The 18,755-nt window shown below is 45.4% G+C and carries 14 protein-coding genes; 2 read left to right on the forward strand and 12 right to left on the reverse strand.

The genetic code is table 11. The features are described from left to right. Nucleotides 1–17: 17 nt before the first annotated feature. Both J2Z66_RS16970 and J2Z66_RS42690 read right to left on the reverse strand, forming a co-directional pair. On the reverse strand, nucleotides 18–599 hold the full coding sequence (locus J2Z66_RS16970) for a TetR/AcrR family transcriptional regulator (protein ID WP_209972642.1): 582 nt from the start codon (nucleotides 597–599) through the stop codon (nucleotides 18–20). 98 nt (nucleotides 600–697) lie between these two features. Then, complete coding sequence (locus tag J2Z66_RS42690; protein WP_245375639.1) at nucleotides 698–955, reverse strand: hypothetical protein; 258 nt, start codon at nucleotides 953–955, stop codon at nucleotides 698–700. Here J2Z66_RS42690 and J2Z66_RS16975 point away from each other — a divergent pair. Continuing rightward, nucleotides 897–2,072: an MFS transporter gene (locus J2Z66_RS16975; protein ID WP_245375627.1), complete on the forward strand. Its 1,176-nt coding sequence runs from the start codon at nucleotides 897–899 to the stop codon at nucleotides 2,070–2,072. The genes J2Z66_RS42690 and J2Z66_RS16975 overlap by 59 nt on opposite strands. A 51-nt stretch (nucleotides 2,073–2,123) precedes the next feature. Here J2Z66_RS16975 and J2Z66_RS16980 read toward each other — a convergent pair whose 3' ends face one another. The 6 genes from J2Z66_RS16980 to J2Z66_RS17005 all read right to left on the reverse strand — a co-directional run bounded on the left by J2Z66_RS16980 (nucleotide 2,124) and on the right by J2Z66_RS17005 (nucleotide 5,404). Beyond that, nucleotides 2,124–2,618, reverse strand: a complete 495-nt coding sequence (locus J2Z66_RS16980; protein WP_209972643.1) for a GyrI-like domain-containing protein — start codon at nucleotides 2,616–2,618, stop codon at nucleotides 2,124–2,126. A 27-nt stretch (nucleotides 2,619–2,645) separates the two neighbouring features. Then, entirely contained in the window at nucleotides 2,646–3,071 is a 426-nt protein-coding gene (locus J2Z66_RS16985; RefSeq protein ID WP_209972644.1) for a VOC family protein, read from the reverse strand. Between the two features lie 57 nt (nucleotides 3,072–3,128). Then, entirely contained in the window at nucleotides 3,129–3,602 is a 474-nt protein-coding gene (locus J2Z66_RS16990) for a GyrI-like domain-containing protein (protein WP_209972645.1), read from the reverse strand. Between the two features lie 131 nt (nucleotides 3,603–3,733). Then, nucleotides 3,734–4,588: a pentapeptide repeat-containing protein gene (locus tag J2Z66_RS16995; RefSeq protein WP_245375629.1), complete on the reverse strand. Its 855-nt coding sequence runs from the start codon at nucleotides 4,586–4,588 to the stop codon at nucleotides 3,734–3,736. A 45-nt stretch (nucleotides 4,589–4,633) separates the two neighbouring features. Next, complete coding sequence (locus J2Z66_RS17000) at nucleotides 4,634–5,122, reverse strand: GyrI-like domain-containing protein (RefSeq protein WP_209972647.1); 489 nt, start codon at nucleotides 5,120–5,122, stop codon at nucleotides 4,634–4,636. An 18-nt stretch (nucleotides 5,123–5,140) separates the two neighbouring features. Next, nucleotides 5,141–5,404, reverse strand: coding sequence for a hypothetical protein (locus tag J2Z66_RS17005; RefSeq protein WP_209972648.1), 264 nt, complete (start codon nucleotides 5,402–5,404; stop codon nucleotides 5,141–5,143). Between the two features lie 467 nt (nucleotides 5,405–5,871). On the opposite strand from J2Z66_RS17005, the gene J2Z66_RS17010 reads away from it, so the two are divergent. Next, nucleotides 5,872–6,561 (forward strand): VOC family protein, encoded by a 690-nt coding sequence (locus J2Z66_RS17010; protein WP_312894625.1) that lies wholly within the window; start codon nucleotides 5,872–5,874, stop codon nucleotides 6,559–6,561. Between the two features lie 136 nt (nucleotides 6,562–6,697). Here the strand turns inward: J2Z66_RS17010 and J2Z66_RS17015 are convergent, their stop codons facing one another. The 4 genes from J2Z66_RS17015 to J2Z66_RS17030 all read right to left on the reverse strand — a co-directional run bounded on the left by J2Z66_RS17015 (nucleotide 6,698) and on the right by J2Z66_RS17030 (nucleotide 18,751). Further along, nucleotides 6,698–7,111: a basic helix-loop-helix domain-containing protein gene (locus J2Z66_RS17015; RefSeq protein ID WP_209972650.1), complete on the reverse strand. Its 414-nt coding sequence runs from the start codon at nucleotides 7,109–7,111 to the stop codon at nucleotides 6,698–6,700. Between the two features lie 215 nt (nucleotides 7,112–7,326). Further along, nucleotides 7,327–8,631 carry a helix-turn-helix domain-containing protein gene (locus tag J2Z66_RS17020; RefSeq protein ID WP_209972651.1) on the reverse strand — a complete coding sequence of 435 codons (1,305 nt, stop codon included), beginning with the start codon at nucleotides 8,629–8,631 and terminating at the stop codon, nucleotides 7,327–7,329. Between the two features lie 176 nt (nucleotides 8,632–8,807). After that, complete coding sequence (locus J2Z66_RS17025) at nucleotides 8,808–9,503, reverse strand: S1 family peptidase (protein ID WP_209972652.1); 696 nt, start codon at nucleotides 9,501–9,503, stop codon at nucleotides 8,808–8,810. Nucleotides 9,504–9,544: 41 nt separating this feature from the next. Beyond that, entirely contained in the window at nucleotides 9,545–18,751 is a 9,207-nt protein-coding gene (locus J2Z66_RS17030; RefSeq protein WP_209972653.1) for a chitobiase/beta-hexosaminidase C-terminal domain-containing protein, read from the reverse strand. Nucleotides 18,752–18,755: the final 4 nt, after the last annotated feature.

Below are 18,755 nucleotides of genomic sequence, written 5' to 3' on the forward strand. Positions count from 1 at the left end.
CGTGACCTCCAATGGGCTTAGTCTAACAAAGTAAGTGTTACCCTTACAGAATTATCTACAAATGACCGTTCCGGGCAAGATTTCATCATTACGGTAATTCCAATTAACGAAACAACTAGTGTCTGTGCCAATGCTTTGGCGTTCAGGCTGGCTTCAAGCTCACCGGTTCGTATCCCCCTCTCAATCGTTTCTTGGAACGTTGCCGAAAGATACATTTGATGCTCCCTTGTGAGGATTTCGAATTTTGCATCATGAGGCGCCAGCTCCACCATCGTATTGATGCAAAAACATCCCTTGTTAAGATTTTCTTTATAGGCTTCCGCCACCAGTCCCTCAAAAAAAATACGAAATGCTTCTTTTACAGAAGTATAGTTTTGAAGTGTGGTTCGGACGTAGGAAGCATGAGCTCGTGTATATTTACGCAGCGCAGCTTCGAATAATCCCTTCTTGTCTCCGAAGGCTGCATATATGCTTGGCCGTTGTATACCCATTCTGGAAGTTAAATCACTTAAGGAAGTAGCCTCATATCCCTTCTCCCAAAATATTTGCATGGCTAAATCTAATGCCTGCTCCTCATTAAATTCACGCGGCCTAGCCATAACATACCCCTCATTTCATATCGATCAGTATGTTATAATTTTATTCTACGATAGATCGCTTGTCAAATAATTGTTGAATAGAACTTATTATATTGACATTACACAAATGAATGAGTTATATTTACCACAAATAATTTCATACCGTTGAGTATGTTATTTAAATTTGGAAATGGGGTGTCTGAAAAAATGAAGAAGATGGATGATAAAGTCACAGTTATTCCTGACTCTTTTTGCGGCATAGAAGCGGCAGCAACACAAGAAGAGTTACTCGGTTCCAAATCAATTCTTGTCTCTTCGATGTCTCGTTCTGTGGCACTCTTGTTTGCAATCGCCTGCGGGTTGGCTGTTGCAAACATCTACTACGCACAACCGCTTCTGGTCGCACTCGCCAACGAGTTCCATATGACTCATTCTTCCATTGGCATTGTCATTACCATTACTCAGATTTGTTATGCACTGGGACTACTTCTGCTAGTACCGCTCGGTGATCTTATAAATCGACGCAAGCTGATCGCAGGTCAGATGCTATTGTCCGTGTTGGCTTTGACCGTAGTTGGCCTCGCCCCTACCAACACTGTGCTGCTTATTGGTATGGCAGCCGTCGGATTGCTAGCCGTAGTGACACAGGTACTTGTTGCGTTCGCCGCGACGTTGGCTGCCCCTGCCGAGCGCGGACGAGTAGTCGGCTTGGTGACAAGTGGTGTCGTAATCGGTATTCTGCTAGCACGAACCTTTGCTGGCCTATTAACCGATCTAGCAGGTTGGCGTTCGGTCTATCTCGCATCAGCAGCCTTAACGCTAATCATGGCTGGAGCGTTGTTCCGAGTGCTCCCTTCTGATGAGCGCCATAAAGCATCACTGTCCTACACGCAGCTGCTTCTTTCGGTCCTCGCACTATTCGTGCAAGAACGAATTCTACGTATCCGTGCCGTGCTGGCTCTATTGATTTTTACCGCGTTCAGCATATTATGGACTTCACTCGTGCTGCCTCTCAGCGGACCGCCGCTGTCTCTTTCGCATACCGCGATTGGAGCATTTGGTCTCGCTGGAGCTGTTGGAGCGTTAGCGGCAGCACGGGCAGGGCGGCTCGCTGATCAAGGTCTAGGACAAAAGACCACCGGCATCTCTCTTGTCCTGCTGCTGGCATCCTGGTTGCCAATCAGCTATACAGGACACTCCCTGCTAGCATTAATCATTGGTGTTGTCCTCCTTGATCTGGCAGTGCAAGCCGTGCATGTCACCAACATGAGTATGATCTATACCGTACGCCGGGAGGCACGCAGCCGGCTGACCGCTGGCTACATGATTTTCTATTCCATCGGCAGCGCCACCGGATCAATCGCTTCAACCCGTATTTATGCATTCGCTGGCTGGAACGGAGTGTGCCTGCTCGGAGCCTCTGTCAGTGCTTTGGCCCTTTTGTTTTGGGCATTGACTCTCAGCCCGCGCAAGCTGCCACCGTCATTGGACTAAATATTTAATAACAAATCATGCTTCAAACTTGAAGCATGATAATGTTTGAGTCTAGTTTATAGGACCGTATACCTCTAGAGCGATGTACTCATTTGGTAGGCATTCTTGATCAAAACGATATTTTTCAATGACCATGCCATTGTCTTTTTGCTTTATTTGATTTGCCTGACGATACTGGGCCAACAGCTCATATGGATCAGGGCCCATTGGATGTGGCCCTTCATAGGAAACGGCAGCGTACTTGGTTCCTGGTATCGTAAACCCGTTCATTCCTTCGGGAATGTCCGCCAGTTCACTGACCCTCAGACAGTAAAAGTATGTAAACATCAACTCGCAGCTGTACCAAGGTGACCAATAGCTCTCCTGATCAACGGCATGTTTGATTTCACCTTTTCGTTCCATAAACAATTGCTTCATTTTCCCGATTTTGCTAAAATCGCCATCTTTAAATGATACCACAACTGGAAAACCTACAAATTTCATTTCTTCTAGCTGGACGATTTGCACATCCGATGCTTGTCCTGCCTTTTGGTCTTGTTCACTCATGAACTTCACCCTCCATCTATCAATCATTTATCCAAAAACAATAATGTAACCATCAGGATCTTGAATGTAGAGATTTTTAAAGGTCACGTCATTACTATGAGTTTTTTCAATAGGTCCTAAAATAATATTGGCTCCATTGGCTTTCATTTCTTCTATTAGTAAATCAAGCTCTTCATAATTTATATGGACAAATGTGTCCCAGCCTAGATCAGGCCCTTCCCAATCTGTCGGATAATTATCCCGTTTTGCTGATAGTTGATTGGGCTTGACATCACTTGAATCCTTAGCCTGCTGGAGGATTAGTTTCATTCCTCCTCTTACAGCATGTCCCCAATAATCGACCTCACAACCAAGCACATCACGGTACCAAGCTAATGATTTTTCCAAGTCCGATACAAGCCTTACCTGCAAACCATCGTAAAATGTTGCTTTCGCTTTAATATTTTCTTCCAATTTGCTCACCTCAAAATTAAATTTTATTTTAATACGGAAAACATATTTCCAACAGGGTCAATTTGATGCTTTTATGGCAATGTAAATATCGGTTTCAGATTGTTCATTTTCACCTCCGAGAAACCTTTCTCCATACAGTTCAAAGCTGTCTTTTTCATCGAGCTGATAACCCGAATTGGGCAGCCAAGTGTTATGAATAAATTCAAATGCTTTACCCATTGATTCCAACTTCCCTTTATGCGTCACAACCACATATAAAGCCCCTTGAATTGTTTTGGAAATCATTCCATCAGGCACTACTTCGATGCTGTTTACAGGAGCACATGCCCAGTAAGTAAAAAATTCGTCAACATAATTATCGCTATATTCACTAATTCCATATGTATCATGGTGGTTGGTCCGATGTACGATTTCGTCCATTCTTGGTAAAAATTTTTGCCATAGTTCAGGTATCTGATTCTCGACCATTCTGGTATCAACTCTCATTCCTACAACCATAAACGTTTCTTTGAAAACAACATTCGGTTCCACTGGCAATCCCCCATAAAAATGATTTAATTACTCTTTTGAAATGGTCATTACTCTAATTGCAATTCCAGACATTAACTCGGTTTCCCTCAGCATCTATAAGGTAAAACATTTGTTTTCCTTCCAACATAGTTTTAACACTCCAGAATAGTGAACTTATTACCATCAGGATCAATAATTTTAAAAGTCTTACCACAAACCCCGTGGTCTTCTATTTCTGTAATATTCACGTTTTCTCTCTTTAGCTGCTCATAAAAATCATTCATATTTTCTGTACGTAATTCGAATATAGTTAAGTTACTTCCGCTATTTATTGAAAAGTTCATACTAACTTGTTCAGTAGATTCACGCAGCCAAACAGAAGGACCTGCTTTACCTAGCCTAATTAGCGAGTTAGCATTCCCGTCTGGGAATCTTTGAGGTTCCCGCATTATAGTACTTCCTAAATGATTAACATACCAATTTGTAGATACTTCAACGTTACTTACTGGAAGATTTATGCATGCTACTTCAGATACTCGATGCATTTCCCTTTGTTCAAATTCTTGGTCTATTTCCATTTTTTCTGCAGCAGATGCATGCTGTCTGATTAATTTTTCGATATTAATGCCGTTTATCTCCAAGCCAGAAATGTCGCAATCCTCCAGCTTCACATTCGTTAGATTACATTCTGCAAACACGCCTTCTTTTAAAGAACAATGGGAGAACTGCACAGGATTGCTTTCGATTTGTGCTAATTCTGGCTGATCCTTGTCAGAGTACCCGAGATGAAGAAAAAGTGCACCTCCCCACTGCGCCCCGTCAATGACGAGTCCGCTCAAATTTGCATCGGAGATGTCCATTCCTGTCAAATTGACATCGTTCATCTTCATCCCACTTAGATTGGAACATTGAAAAGTGAGTTGTTCTGCCCTAACATTCTTAAATCTAGAACCAGTAATATCAGAATTAATTATTGTCACTACTTTCTTTTCATTTTCCAATTGCATCACTCGCTTCCTCCTAAAATTAATGATCTCATATATATCCCAACATCAATTCGATGCTAAAATTGGAATGCGTAACTCAATCTCATTATCAGCTGTTTCTTTATCCAACAAATTTGCCGCAGGTCCTTTTATTTCTAATACAAACGCTTTCAAATTATGTTCAAATCCTTGAGTTTCTATAAATGAATTAACTCTCTCATAGGCACTATTAAAGTTTTTAATTGGACCACGATAATTGTAAGATACATATCTTTGAGGAGGTATTGTAATTTGAATCATTTCTGGAGGAATATTTTGAACGGAATTAACCTCAACACAAATGTAATAATAACATTTATTGGTGTCTGGACTATCACTTGATTGTGGGTACATTCCATATAAAATATCATCGTTTCTTCGATCAGACACTTCATTTTTCCGAATTTTCATGGACTTCCAAGCATCAGGTATTTCTACTTCCATGCTAGTGAAAGGACAGATTATTTCGACCCCAACTAACTTTAATTCTTTTTCAACAATGATTTTGCATTTCAAGCTTATTCCCTCCAATAATTATTTATCTTGATATTCTACATACACCACACGACTATTATAGCGCACATATGTTCTATTGTATATATTTTCCTTTAAATAAACATGCAGAAAAAGAAGAAAAACACCCTGCGGTGTCCTTTGAGGAGCGTGTTCATGGCGTTGGCGCATTACGGAGGAAGAGATGTGAGCTCCAGCCGCTGTTAAATATTTGCTCCCTTTAATGGAATGGATGAGGGGATGGAACAAATCTTTAAAGGCGGACGCTGGCGCTCTTCCGCCCACACCCCTTCCCTCTCTCTAGCTACAATCGCACGAATAGCACGAATACCAAGTTCAAACGGACAGCCAGCAAGGGTTTTTCTCTTGATTTAGAGGAGATTTCCTAGCTGGCGCAGGCGCTGGGCATGAGGAGCGCGCGCAGTTGAGAAGGATCTGCTACTTTAACGATGTTTTTCATCGTTAAAAGCACTGGGTCCCCTCCATATCCTTGCTTTAGCGATGAAAAACATCGTTAAAATCCCTTTTAACCATCCTGAGATGCCATCTGCCCTCTTTTAACGATGAAAATCATCATTAACGTGACGGATTGACCTGGAACTCTTACTTTAACGATGAAAAACATCGTTAAGTGAAGCACGCGCTCAAAAGGACTGCCAATATAGGTTGCTTCCTGTAGAAAAGCCCCTCAATGGCCATATTTTCCGAATAAGGATATAATATTAAGTACAAGTTATTGTTACATAAGGATGGTGACTCCATTGAAAATAACTGAAGTACTTTTAGGCACACACCGTTTCGAAGCAATGAAAACCTTTTACGGCTCTCTCTTAGGCCTGGAAATTCTTGAGGATCAGCCATCTCAGCTGTCTTTCCAAGCCGGAGAATCGGTTCTTGCCTTCAGAGAAAACTCCCCTACGGATAACGCGTTTTATCACGTTGCGTTTACGATTCCAACGAATAAGTTCGCAGAAGCCAAACAATGGGTAATCCAGCTGGGTATCCCATTGTTCTCCAAAACCGGACAAGATGAGTTCCCCTTTGAGAGCTGGAACGCAACAGCACTTTACTTCTATGATCCGGACGACAACCTGATCGAGTTCATCGCTCACCATACGCTCGACAATGCGGCATCCGAGGCTTTCGGACCAAAACATCTACTTCGAATTAGCGAGATTGGGCTTCCTGTCGATGATGTCCCGGATGCCGCCAAGAAGCTTGCTGATGCGTTCCAGCTTAGTCTGTGGGGCGGGGACGGAAAGCAATTCGCGCCGCTCGGCGACGTGGAAGGCGTGTTGATTGTGGTGGACAAGCAGCGGCCGTGGTTTCCGGACGATCGGGTACCAGATATTTTTAACACCAGGGTCTCAATTAAAGGTACAGAAACAGGCTCCGCCAGCCTCTCGCTTCAGAACGGCCTCTACGATCTGAAATCGACCTGATAGGAACAAAACAAGGCCGCCCAATAACTGGGCAGCCTTGTTTTGAATTTAAGCTCGCATTTTTTAGTAGACTTGTACAATACTTGTGCAATATTCATGAATACATCGGTAATAAGGAAGAAGGTTCCAGGAGCTTCTACGACAGAAGCCCCATATACATAAGCTCGGATGGATTAGCCGGATTATGGCCCAAGCCGACCCGATCTCCTGAGCGCGGGATTTGGATTTTCGATACGAGCGTTTCTAAGGTCTTCCGGTATGTGCTCCCGTCATTCTCTATAACATCCAATACGAGGACGACGATCGGATCGAAATTGATAAGCTTTCCTGTATCGGCTACCGATACGACGATGGCGGTTGCGCTAAGCGGCACGCTGCCGCTCGACGCCATTTGTGCTTGTTTTGCCGTCTCCAGGCTTTGGTTGATGCGGTCCCTATGTTCTTTGGACACCGTACTTTTCATAAGTAACCCCGTCAATCCTTTATTCATCAGATTATCCGCCTGCTTCAGAGCATCCTGCGGTTTTTTCTTTTTTCCGAATCCGAACATATGCTTCACGCCTCTCTTTTGTTTGGTTAGTCGTTGTGCTTTAAGTGTATAAGACCGCCGTTAAGCTTACAATAGCTTCAGCGACATACAAACAAGAGAGTAATAACGTAAGTTTCCCTTCAGATTAACGTTTCATTTTTTTCGAAATGTGGCTTACTTTGCAAAATTTCCGGTCTTGCCCGCCATTTAATGGTTCCAATCGTTCAAAGTTTTGTTTAAATCTGGCCGGAAGCTCCTCCATTACCGCCATTATTTCTTAACAGATACACCAGCTTCCGATAATAAATGGACGATTCCTTGTAGCGGCGCCCTTCTTCAGAAACGACTGCCAACGATTCGTATAGCTGCTCGAGACGCATCGCATGTCCAGTGGATTCAAAATAGGGCAGACATTCCAGTGCACGGGTCTGAAACGTCTCCATATCCCCTTGGGCAAGTGCCAACTGGCTTTCATAAAAGTCCAGGGCCATCTTCTGATCCGTGCCGGTATGGCATATCCGCAACCGCTCAATCCCCTGCAAAAGCAACCCCCAGTTTCTCTGGGCAAAAGCGGCTTCACACCGATAAATGGTCGTCACCGGCTCAAGCAGCTGTCGAGATTCCTCCGGCTCATTGGCGATCATGGCCTCGAAGCGGACGATTTCCTCCAATGCTTTATCCGGCTCTCCCGTCATCGTCAGCATAACAATCCGGTTGTTCATAATCGTCGTGACCACTTCGCCCGGCTGCTCCAAGTAAACAAGGTTGGCTTCAGCCATCGAAAGAGCCCGCAAAGCTTCCTGCACAAGTCCCATCGCGAAGCAGTATCCGCTGTACGCCACATACAGCCCGGATAGACGGTGAAACAGCCGGTCATCCACGATTTGCCGCATCGTCTGCTCGAACACCTGCTTAGCCTGTTCGAACTGCTTCAGCAGAACGTAGGCTTCCATCCTGATATTTTGCGCCGTCAGCCATATTTCTGTTCCCGCCTCTACAAGCCCGCTTAAGCGGTTAACATCGTTCAGCACATCGTAGTAACGGCCTTTGGAGCGATAATACTGGACTTTATATAGCAGGAGAGCTTTCTTCAAGGGCAGCGGTACATCAACATCATCAGCTATTCCATATTTTTCCAAATAATGATTCAAGTAGGATTGATGCAAATAATCATAGGCCGCCTGATTGTTCATTTGTTGGTAATAAACAGCTTTCATTAAGGAAGTTGTCAGCTCTACGACGATTGTATCATCCCGATCTTCCTGAGCATCCACGTAACTTTCGGATACCGCCTGCCCGGACATGGTCTGGAAAATACGCTCCGCCCGCTCCATCGTCTGTTCATCATCCGCCGCGGCATTGGTCAAATAGGTAATGGGAACGCCAAGTCGGCCCGCAATATGCTCCGCCAAATCGTCCGCGAACGGATATCTTCCTGCCAATATGTTGGCAAAATGGGACTGCGTGACGAGTCCCTCCACAAGATCTCTCCGCGATATTTGTTTCTTCTTGCACAACAGCTCGATACGTTCCTTGAGCATGAGGCTCTCCCCCGCTTTCTGAAACCTATTGTACAGGCTTGCCGGTCCCGATTCCAGTGTAAACAGTCCTACATTTAGATTGTTTAGGATGAAGAGCAGCTTCTCTAATAACAATAAAAAAAGCCTATAGATGAAGAGAAGAACCCTCTCCACTATAAGCTTGCAAAATAACTGGATTACTTCAATTTTGCCGGAAGTAAGCTTCTTAAATCTTTGGTGTCAATAACAAGATGGATATTATTCATTGTCCGTATAGAGCCGGAGATAATCCCTTTCAGATGCCCCTGCTGATCCAGAATCGGTCCTCCGGACATGCCGCTTACAATCTGCGCCGATGTCAGGATTCTATCTCTTCCGTTGATCTCTGCCTTTGGCGTATTCACAATCCCCTCTGTAATGATAGGCGTATTTTTGAGCGGGTATCCGATGGCAAATACTTTTTCCCCGTGCTTAACGCTTTTTTCGCTAAGTTGAAGGACATTATACGCTTTATACGTTTTATCCTTGCCAGCTATTTTTTTCGGATCAGGCAGCTTCAGTATGGCTACATCTTTTAGCTCATCGTAGCTCAGTACCTCTATCGGACTAATGACACGTCCGTCATTCAGCGTTCCTTCAATCCGCTCCGCCCCTTTAATAACATGGTAAGCTGTAACTGCTATCCCGTCTGGGGATAGCAGCACACCTGTTCCAACCGCTTTTACAGTATCATCATTCTGGAGAATCCGGACATAGAATACAGCATCAGCGGAATGCTCAAAAATTTCCTCCGCATTGTAAATAGGCGGTGTATCGGCATTCACATTCACATAGAAGATCATACCGGAGAGCAGCGTAATGAATAAGCCTAAAGCCATTATTTTTCTTTTCATTTCTTAACCGCCTTCCCAAGCCCTCGCCTCTACTTGAGCCTTTATTTCACTACGGCCATAATGTCCTCATAGGCCCAGTGAGATGGACTTAAATCAATAAATTTCTTAGGCAGGCTTTGCTTTTTGGTGCCGATGATTCTGTTGATAACGACTACAGCCTGTGCCCTTGATATTTTGCTTTCAGGCTTGAAGGTCCCATCCGGGAAGCCTTCCACATAACCTGCCGCGGTAAAGGCATTAACGTACTTTTCGGACCAGTGCCCCTTCACATCAGACAGTACCGTTTTACCTTTACTGCTTAAATCCAGCTTCAAAACCCTCGACATGATCACGATAAATTCAGCTCTGGACAGCTCTCTTGTGCCGCCGAAGGTCCCATCGGGATAACCATCTATAATGCCTGCTGAGGCAAAAAATGCAATTAAATCCGCGGCGCCGTCTTCAGCATCACTAAATGTACTTCCCACACTCACTTCCTCCATATCCAGCAAAGGCGCCAGAACTTCAACAAGATTAAATCTTGTCATGGCTGTATCAGGTTTAAACAAAGCATTCTCAAAGCCAGTTATATATTTGATTTGATTAGCTTCCCTCTTCAAATTATATTTGGCATCTTCAACTTGATAGCTAATGGTGATCACCTTACTGTCTTTATCTGTAATGGCTTTGATGGTCATATTTCCTGTGATAAGCAGTTCCCCTTTAAATTGAGCACTGTTTTTCGTAGGCGTACTTCCATCTGTTGTATAATAAATAATTTGACCTGCTGGAGCTGTTAATTTCAACTTACTGTTTTTAGGCACTTTCACTGCCTCTTTACTATTAGCTTCCAACGCTTTTGAACCAATATTGGCTGTAATTGATGGTTCTGTTTCTTTAAGTGGTGCACCCCAGAAGCCTCCGCCCCAGCCTCCGCTTACGAGCAGGGTCCAAACGCCTGTCAGCACCTCACTGTTTTCCTTCTCATCAGCAATTGTAATAGCCTGAAGTGTGGTTGTCTTTTTCAGTACGATCGGGCCTTGGTAGAGCAGCGAGTCAACATCAGGCTGACTGCCATCCAAAGTGTAATAAATCTTTCCTCCCGGTTCATCCGTTGCTAAGACGACCGATACCTGGTTACTGAAATTCGCATCTCCAGAAACCACCTTTGGTTTTGCCGCAGTGTTATTAAACTTTAAGGCCGGGATATTAATCACTATATCTCTGCTTTCTCCATGAACCGCCGCTGTCAAAACTGCACTACCTGACGATTTCAAGATGCCCTGCAGCTTTCCGGAAGTATCCTGGATTGAAGCTTTAGCCGGATCAGCCGTCCAAATAACCGCTCCATCCCGGGTTAATTCAAAGCTTCCTTTGACACGATTCACCAGCTCAGCATCATTGAAAATAACTGCCACAGTACTTAGCTTGGCCGCATTCGATCCGCCGAATGCTCGAAGTGAAGGATAAAAGCCTTGAACAGCCTGCCAATTCTCAGCTTGCACATTGCCGGGGAGCACCGCTTTAACAAGGTCTTTGCCCAGCAGTCCGGCTGCGCTGCCCGTTTCCCCTGTGATCCTGCTGCCTGCAGTGTCAAAATAGGCTGTATTTGTTTTTAACATCTGCTTGTTAAAGGCCGTATGTGAGACTGTCGCAGCAGCTTCCTTCTGACCTGTAATCCCGCCATAATAAGTCTTTCCAGGTACAATCTTACCCTCTACCCCTGCGATAACCTCACCATAATTCAATGAATAGCTTATCGTACCAGCTGCAGCATATCCGGCAATACCGCCAGCCCAAGCTTGTTCTGTGCCTTCGGCTTTAATCCGCCCAGAGTTGTAGGTATTGCTGATCATTCCATGGTTACTACCGGCAATTCCACCAGCCTTAGTTTGTTTGGAGGAAATATCCATATCCGAATAAGAGAAAGATTGGGTAATTTGTCCGGCTGCCCTATTTTCACCTGTAATTCCCCCAACAGCAAGTACTAATTCAGGGTTGGCAAACTGGATCGTGCCACTTGAATAGGACTTGTTCACCAATCCTTCATTGGCGCCAGTCACGCCTCCCAAATAATTGCCTGTACTTGTTACACTTGCTTCTACAGCGACCCCGTTTATGCTGCCGCTATTCAAGCCAGTCAGGCCGCCTGTATAATCGCTTCCTTTTACCGATGATCCTCTAATAACCACATCACTGATAATCGCTTCCGCATGATTAATCCCGGCAGCAATCCCGGTCATCCTGCTCATTCTGTTTACCAAGGCAACTCCTGTGCCCGCATCAACCTGAGCATTCTCAAAGATCACATTTGTAATTTTGCCATAGTTTTCAGATACGAAACCATTAGCAGCCGCACCTCCGCGAGCCGTTAGCTTGAGTCCTGAGATCCTGTAGCCTCTTCCATCAAATTCACCTCTGAACTCAGCAAAGGGTATCCAGGGAACGCTCGTCAGGTCGATATCAGCCCCTAGAATGATCTTGCTCAAACCAGGTTTCTCAGTTGCTGTTCTGTTAAATAAGCGATAATAGTCCAGACCCGTATCATTGTACAGGAGAACTGCGCCAGCAAGCTGTTTTCCATTAACAATCACAACTTCCGCAGCTCCACTATTGATTAAAAAAGAAGTATCTGGTTCGAAATTCCATTCACCAAACGCATAAGCGTTAATTTGATCCGCTTGTACTTTAGCAACCTCTGTCGAACTGCCTATGTTGTGTCCAATGGGAGCTATGGAACCCACATAAGAGGAAAGAGAAAACTTCCCGTCTCTGAAGTTATAGCCGATGAAGGCTCCCTTGTAGGCATTGGCACCTGTCACATTGGTTGAAATATTGGAAACATTCGCAAATACATCTTCCAAAGTGCCATCATTATAACCTGCGAAGCCTCCAGTATAGGATCTGGTAGCATGGTTGATTCCAGTAGTCACTACACTGTCCTGAACCGCGTAAGCATGCTTGATGCTGCCTTTTCGCTCCACAGCGGCGGCAAACCCTCCACTTCTTGTATCAAAGCCCATATTGGAAATATTGCCCGTTGAGTAGGCATCAGTAATCGTATAATGATCCACAGAGCCCGCAAATCCTCCCGCATAGGCGCCTGTTTTTCCTTGTACCTCTACACTTCCCTTGGCATAAGCTTGATGAATAAGTGCAACTGCCGTCTCGGAATCACCAAGCAAACCTGCAAATCCTCCGGCATAAATGGTATTGTCTTGATTACTGCATATCACTTGGATGGCTATATCGGCATAAGAATTTGTGATCTTGGTTTGATCCGCCATTCCCACAAACCCGCCAACATGCGCCGCCGGTATAAAGCCCGGTTTAGTGATGGCGCTGCCTACGGTGATTTGTTCTCCTTTAGGAGAGGTCATGTTCGAATAATGGATTTCACCACCCGCTGCCTTGCCCACAACGCCTCCAACTTGATATACACTGCTTGTATCAGCATGAATGTTGTTTTGTGCGGAAGAGCTCACGATGATCCCGTCACTGAAACCGGCAATTCCCCCAACAGCAGCAGATTTGCCGCCATTAACCGTAAGATCGGATGTTGCTTTTGAATGATAAATGGAAGCAGTTAAATGTTTACCCGTGATTCCACCTGCAAATATATTTGTGCGATTGTCCACTCCATGGACCTGAATCCCTTTTGTATGAACAGCTGCCTCATAGATGCCCCGGTATAACGGAGTCAGACGGCCAAAATCAAAGCCCTTATTTATATCACTCGAAGCTATAATACCGGCCACTCCGCCAACGGCATTTTCTCCCGTTCTCGCTGTGGTAGTCATGTCGGGTAAAACCTCAACCTGGTAAAGGATTGAATCTTGTCCATCCCCCACGATACCACCGGCTGTGACACTGTCTCCTTCAGCCTTTATTACTGCATTAAATATGGCATGACTAATCGCTGTATCCGTCAGTTTTCCTGCAATCCCGCCGACAATAGCATGGCTGCTCTCTGACAATGTGGAAAGCAATACCTTTTCGATTTTCACATGTTCAACATCGAACGTATTGCTGCCGCTGCCTTCTTTGACACCAACGATGCCACCGACAATTCCGTTTCCTGTCAAATGCTGGCCTTCCTGCGCAGCCGTCACTGTCACATTCTTGATCGTATTGCCGGCATCAGATTGCCCGATCAATCCGCCAAGAGTTGACGCCGCTCCGCTTGCTTCCAGCCTGCCATCTACGAAAGTAAGGGTTACATCTTCCGCCTTACCAGAGACATAGTGCCCAATTAATCCGCCAACAATATTGTTAGTTCCTGTGGATGTGATCCTGTATGATGCCGTAATATCAACCTTCAAGCCGCTGACATCTCCGGTCTGCTTTCCAATCAATCCGCCAACCGTCGCGTGATCCGCGGCGCTTCCCACACTGCCGTCGATCGTCTTCAGATCGAAAATAGCAGGCTGGATGGCAAATGTGTTATCACCGACAATTCCACCGGCAATCGCCTGGTCCCCAGTTCCTTCAATCCGGCTTCCGCCGTCCAAGGTCAAGGAAATGGCTTCTAAAGTTCCTGTATTTTTACCTAAAATACCGCCAACGGTACCGCCGCTAACCTTCACCCCATTGAGCAGCTTAACATCAATATGCGAGACAATGCCTTGATTGACCCCGGCAAGCACTCCGGTGAACTGCTTTCCTGCCACGTTAAGAGGCTCCAGCTTCACATTTTCTACCTTGCCTGACTGTCCAATAACCCCAAACAAGCCTGAAAAATGATGATCGGGTAACAAGCTCAGCCCATCGATCAAATGATGATTCCCTGCAAAAGTTCCCTGAAATGCATGTTCTTCATTGCTGCCAATAGGCACCCATTGACTGGACTGAATATGAATAGGATTCAATACCCTAACAGTTCTGCCCGAGAAATCAAATTTCGCAACTCCGGGAACTGTTCCATTCACAATCGCTGCGAGTCCGGCAAGCTCGGCTTCCGTCTTCAGTTCGAAGTAAATGGCGTCTTTATCCCGCATATACCAGTTGATGTTCGCATTCACATCATTGCCGCTGCCCCCGTCTCCGCCTGTGTTGGCAATGCGGTTGACTTCGGGATATTTATAATAGGCACTTAATGAACCATATTTCCAAGCTGCGCCAAAATCCCATCCTGAAAGCTCAGGAAAGATGTTCCTGTCTTTAAGCGTTGCGGAAAGAATGGTGCTGAGTCTCACATGCACATTAAGAAAACGGTGATTGCCTTCCGCGAAGTCCGGCAAATCCTTATTAATATGCTGATCCTCGTCCTTCACATAATAAGTTTTATAAATTAATTCTTTACTTGGATTGTCATAACGCCCTGCAAATCCACCCGCATACGCGCCATTAGCAGCTGTTACCTGACCAGCTGAGTAGCTGGTTGCAACCGTACCAAAGGTGATTCTGCCAATAAAGCCACCAGCGTAGGAATGATCCTTGTTCGCTATAACTTCTTTAGATGCATATGAATTTGTGATAGTACCAGCCTTATGCTCACCTACCAAGCCACCAACATTTGTATAGCTGCCGTTAGCCGTTACCTTGGAAGCTGAGTAAGATTTCTCTATGGCGCCGCTGTTCCTGCCCACCAGTCCGCCTAAGAACACAGAACCATTCTCGGTTCCAAAAGCATTGCTCGTAATATCGATGTCAACGTAGGAAGCAATAATTTGTCCTTCATTGCTGCCCACAAGACCACCAGCCAGTGTATTTTTCCCTTCAATCGTAAGATTGGCATTGGAATACGTATAATAAAGCGTTCCTGCTCCTGTATTCAAGCCGACCAGTCCGCCAAGGGTACTATCATTCTTCTTCGATGAAACCAGGATTTTATCCGTAATGCTGTTGTTAGCAATCAGACTCCTGTTTTCACCAACCATGCCTCCGGTCAGGGAAGCTGGGGCATCAGCCTGAATATTTCCAACAATACGGCTGTTTTGAATCGTACTGACTGCTGTAGCTGGATCAGAGCTTGGGTCACCTGTCCTGGCATCATTGATCCCGATGAAACCTCCGATAATTGAAGATGCCGCTGGAGTGTTCACCTTAATATTAAGATCTATTATATAATTGCTAGTGATTATAGCTGTATTCGTACCCTGGTTGTATGCAGCCATACCACCAACGGCCGTCTTCTGGCCATTAATGATCAGATTCACATTTTTGGCTACGATTTTATCCATTCTTGTTTTGTCATTATACCCGGAAATCCCGCCTATATAGGCATCAACTGCCGCGTTGGTAGTTGAAATCAACAGATTGTCTATATTCGTTTTTAACGCATCGCCTTCGATTTTACCAGTAACAATTTGACCAGCAATCCCTCCGGCCATTACACGCCCTGCTTTTATGGACAGCATGGCATAATCGGGAATCACTGCGTTTAATTGAGGTGCTTTAATCTCGGTACTCTTGGCAAAACCAACGATACCACCGGCAAAAGAATCCGCTCCCGTTACTGTAATCAGAGCCTCTTCTCCTGCAAGAACCGAAGCCTGGCTGATCCTCGCAGGAACCTGGCTATTCTCGTTTGCTTGCGAATGACCGGCAATGCCTCCAGCCTCAGCCTTTTCACCGTTGGCCACAATTGTCAAATTCATAACTTGGCTTTTTAGCAGAGAGCCTGTGTTCCTACCCGCGATACCACCTAATTCGTTAGCTGTTCCCTCCGCGGTAATAGATATATTTTCCACGAGACTCGCTCTTGTATCGCCACGATTTGCGCCAAAGAGACCACCTATTTGATTCTGGTTCCCTTGAGCTTGTATAGTGATTTGTTTGGCCATCATTACATGCTCTTCTGTATCGTTATCCGCTATAACCGCATCGTTAATTCCGGCAATCGCCCCCACGATTCCTGATGCAGCCGGGACAGTTATTTGAATCTGTTCTGCTTTCACATATACCTCTGGAGAATGGTTAACACCGATAGCGCCTCCGACGCTGCTGTTATCCGCCTTAACATCGATATTGACCTGTCTGATCTCAACAGGCACACCCGGTTCACCAAGCTTCGCAGCGGCGGATAGGAATCCTGCTGCTGCCCCCAAAGTATAGCTGCTTCTGCCGCTTTGGTTCATCAAGCCGATTTTTGTAACTTGGCTTTTGACAATAGTCAATGCCTGATCATTTACACCTACAATGCCGCCGGCCGTAAAATGGTCTTGACCATCCGCCGCATTTCTTACCAAGGCAGCTAATCTTACACTATCACTGGTTGCAAAATCTGTATCCCCGACCACTGCACCCGTTATTTGTCCCTGGGCCTTCCCGGCAATTCCACCAGCAAACCCATCAGCTGTCTGTACAGTCAGAGCAGCATATTTAACAGCTGCCGTATCTACAGAACCTTTCATATATCCTGCGATACCGCCAACGACACCATCCGATGCGATAGTTGCAAAATCATTTGCTGTATTTCCAATGGTGATATTGCTAAGCAAACCACCGTCCATATACCCGCTAATTCCGCCCGTATAGGTATCTGCGCCGCCGCCTGTTACTTCAAGCTTGCCGCGGAAGGTGCTCTGATTAATACTTCCACTGCCGCTTCCATTCACATAATAGCCGACGATGCCTCCGGTGCTGATGCTATGAGCGGGATCGGAAGCTGTTGCTGTGACATGTATCTCCTTCGTGAAGACTGCACCTGATATCGTTTTATCTGCTCCCTCATTTGGAACAATTCCGATAAAGCCACCCGTATATATGCCGGATACACCATTTACTTGAATGTTTTCACTGCTGCTCACATTATTGCTGGCCTCGCCAGAAGCTCTTGCATAAGCTCTATTCGAAACAATTCCTCCTGTATACAGGCCTGTTCCGCCGCTTACTGTAATCTTGCCGCTGTTCTCATAAGCATTGCTCACCGTGCTTTCCAATAAAACCCGGCCACCTGCAAAACCGATGAGTCCACCTGTATAGGCTTCATTCGGCTTCTGCGGCTGCGTTCCGCCTGACACCTCAATCACTCCGGTGTTCTGACCAGATCCATTAAATGTAAGATCTCCCGTCACCTTCCCGAGAAGTCCGCCGCTGTATACATGTTCATGGCCAGTTACCGTAATGTTCACACTGTTTATATAGCTTTTCCCCCATATGAAGGAACCCTCGACAAAGCCTGCAATCCCACCCGTGTAAACGTTCGAGCCGCCATGATTGGTGACAGGCTTATTGTTTGTAAAGGTAATATCAAATAACGGATTAAGCTGCTGCCCTGCAATTGCGCCAACTAATCCCCCTGCGTAGGAGCTGCTTGCCCCGGGGGCATTCACATCGACAGCTCCCTCATTGGAGGTCGTCGGGGAGAAAGTCACTTCTGCACTTGCTTTAGCTATAATACCACCAGCATAGCTGTTGCGGCCATTAACTGCTGTCACAGCAGCCTTGTTCGCAATGGGTGTATTTTCTTCATCCATCAACAGTGCTCCGGAAGCAAAGCCTGCAATCCCGCCTGCATACACATCTCCAACACCATGACTATCTGCATCTACCGTGCCGTTGTTGGTGACTTTTTTGATTTTAAGACCTTCATTGTCGCCATAACCTGCAATCCCGCCGGCATATATATTCGTGCCTTTTACCTGAATGGGCTGGTTATTGACGGAATTTGCAATCGTTCCTTCACCCGATCCGACAATACCTCCAGCATATACGTTGACGTCCGGAGTGTTTATCTCCAGGGCAATATGATTCGTTATTTGGTAAACGGTACTATTGTTCACCATTTTACCAACCGCAGTACCGACATAAACACCTGTACCGCCGTAAACATCCTGGCCTACAGTTTGAATATGAATACTGCCCCTGTCAGTAAACTCAAATCCGCCCACAGTAGCCCCGTTCATGTAGCCGATAAATCCAGCGTAGGCGATGTTTCCGGTCAATTTCATACCTGAAATCTTGTAGACTGCTCCGCCCTTGGCAATTAATGTTCCTTTGAACGGTCTTTGCTCGGTACCGATAGGTACCCATAAATAATCGGATAAATCCAGATCCTGATCGATTTCCAGCACCTTGTCTTTAAATCCATCAATAGGTGCTCCGGAAGCGCTAACTCCTTCATTTACAAGCTTAGCAACGCCTGCAAGCTTTTGATTCGTATCAATTTTGAAGGTTGTATATACAGGGTCATACCAGCTGGTATCCGCTTGATCCCACCAGCTTTCTCCGCTAGCATTAGCCCGAAACACCCCCGATAATGCCAACAGGGTGATGACTACTACAGCAAGTACAATCCCATAGATTGTTTTTTGCTTCACTGCCATTTTT

It is taken from the genome of Paenibacillus eucommiae (genome assembly GCF_017874215.1).
In the GTDB taxonomy this organism is placed as follows: domain Bacteria; phylum Bacillota; class Bacilli; order Paenibacillales; family NBRC-103111; genus Paenibacillus_AI; species Paenibacillus_AI eucommiae.

What these genes read in the sequence shown, in the direction of transcription:
- J2Z66_RS16970 (WP_209972642.1), bottom strand. Translation starts at nt 599, where the DNA reads ATGGCTAGGCCGCGTGAATTTAATGAGGAGCAGGCATTAGATTTAGCC.
- J2Z66_RS16975 (WP_245375627.1), top strand. Translation starts at nt 897, where the DNA reads ATGTCTCGTTCTGTGGCACTCTTGTTTGCAATCGCCTGCGGGTTGGCT.
- J2Z66_RS42690 (WP_245375639.1), bottom strand. Translation starts at nt 955, where the DNA reads ATGTTTGCAACAGCCAACCCGCAGGCGATTGCAAACAAGAGTGCCACA.
- J2Z66_RS16980 (WP_209972643.1), bottom strand. Translation starts at nt 2,618, where the DNA reads ATGAGTGAACAAGACCAAAAGGCAGGACAAGCATCGGATGTGCAAATC.
- J2Z66_RS16995 (WP_245375629.1), bottom strand. Translation starts at nt 4,588, where the DNA reads ATGCAATTGGAAAATGAAAAGAAAGTAGTGACAATAATTAATTCTGAT.
- J2Z66_RS17015 (WP_209972650.1), bottom strand. Translation starts at nt 7,111, where the DNA reads ATGTTCGGATTCGGAAAAAAGAAAAAACCGCAGGATGCTCTGAAGCAG.
- J2Z66_RS17020 (WP_209972651.1), bottom strand. Translation starts at nt 8,631, where the DNA reads ATGCTCAAGGAACGTATCGAGCTGTTGTGCAAGAAGAAACAAATATCG.
- J2Z66_RS17025 (WP_209972652.1), bottom strand. Translation starts at nt 9,503, where the DNA reads ATGAAAAGAAAAATAATGGCTTTAGGCTTATTCATTACGCTGCTCTCC.
- J2Z66_RS17030 (WP_209972653.1), bottom strand. Translation starts at nt 18,751, where the DNA reads ATGGCAGTGAAGCAAAAAACAATCTATGGGATTGTACTTGCTGTAGTA.